The organism is Eggerthella sp. 1_3_56FAA (assembly GCF_000185625.1).
GTDB classification, from domain to species: domain Bacteria; phylum Actinomycetota; class Coriobacteriia; order Coriobacteriales; family Eggerthellaceae; genus Eggerthella; species Eggerthella lenta.
In genome coordinates this window covers 1-535 of record NZ_GL622604.1, presented here as the reverse complement: position 1 = coordinate 535, position 535 = coordinate 1, and the positions used below count along the sequence as shown (strand labels likewise).

Annotated in this window: 1 protein-coding gene and 1 pseudogene; both read right to left on the bottom strand. The window is 73.3% G+C overall.

Translation table 11 applies throughout. The features are described from left to right. Positions 1 to 237 (bottom strand): annotated as a pseudogene (locus HMPREF1023_RS14990) (FAD-dependent oxidoreductase); the annotation flags it as partial. Next, positions 230 to 535, bottom strand: a 306-nt coding sequence (locus tag HMPREF1023_RS14985; protein ID WP_009307340.1) for an NAD(P)/FAD-dependent oxidoreductase, incomplete at its 5' end; no start/stop codon positions are given. The gene HMPREF1023_RS14985 and the pseudogene HMPREF1023_RS14990, both read right to left, overlap by 8 nt.

The following is a 535-nucleotide window of genomic DNA, read 5'->3' as shown; positions in this document are numbered from 1 at the left end:
GATGGCGACCGCAAGCGCTCGCTCTTCGGCCGCCTCGTCGACCAGCTCCACGCCGAGCGTCGCCACGAAATGGACGTCGCGCTTCTTGCGCACGTCCACGCTGCGCTTCACCGTGCGCACCGTGCGCACGTCGCCTTCCGCCACCCCCAGCGCCGCGGCCGCCGCCGCGCGCACGAGCCCCCCGCCCTCGGGCAGCCCCGCGTCAAGCGGCAACTTCACGTTCGAAACCTCAAGCATGATCGACCGCCTCCTTCATCAGGCGCTCGGCGGCAGCGCGACCCGCCAGCATGCCGCTAGCCCACGCCCAATGCAGGTTGTAGCCGCCGCAGGGCGCGTCCACGTCCAGCGCCTCGCCCACCACGTGCAGGCCCGGCATCGTGCGCGACGCGCACGAGCGCGGATCGAACGCCTCCACCGCGAATCCGCCGCGCCGCACCTGGCACTGCCGCGGCTCGCCGACGCCTCGGACCTCGAGCGCGAGTCCTTTGAGCGCTGCCGCGAGCGGCGCGGCATCGCGCTTCCCGAACGGCCCTTC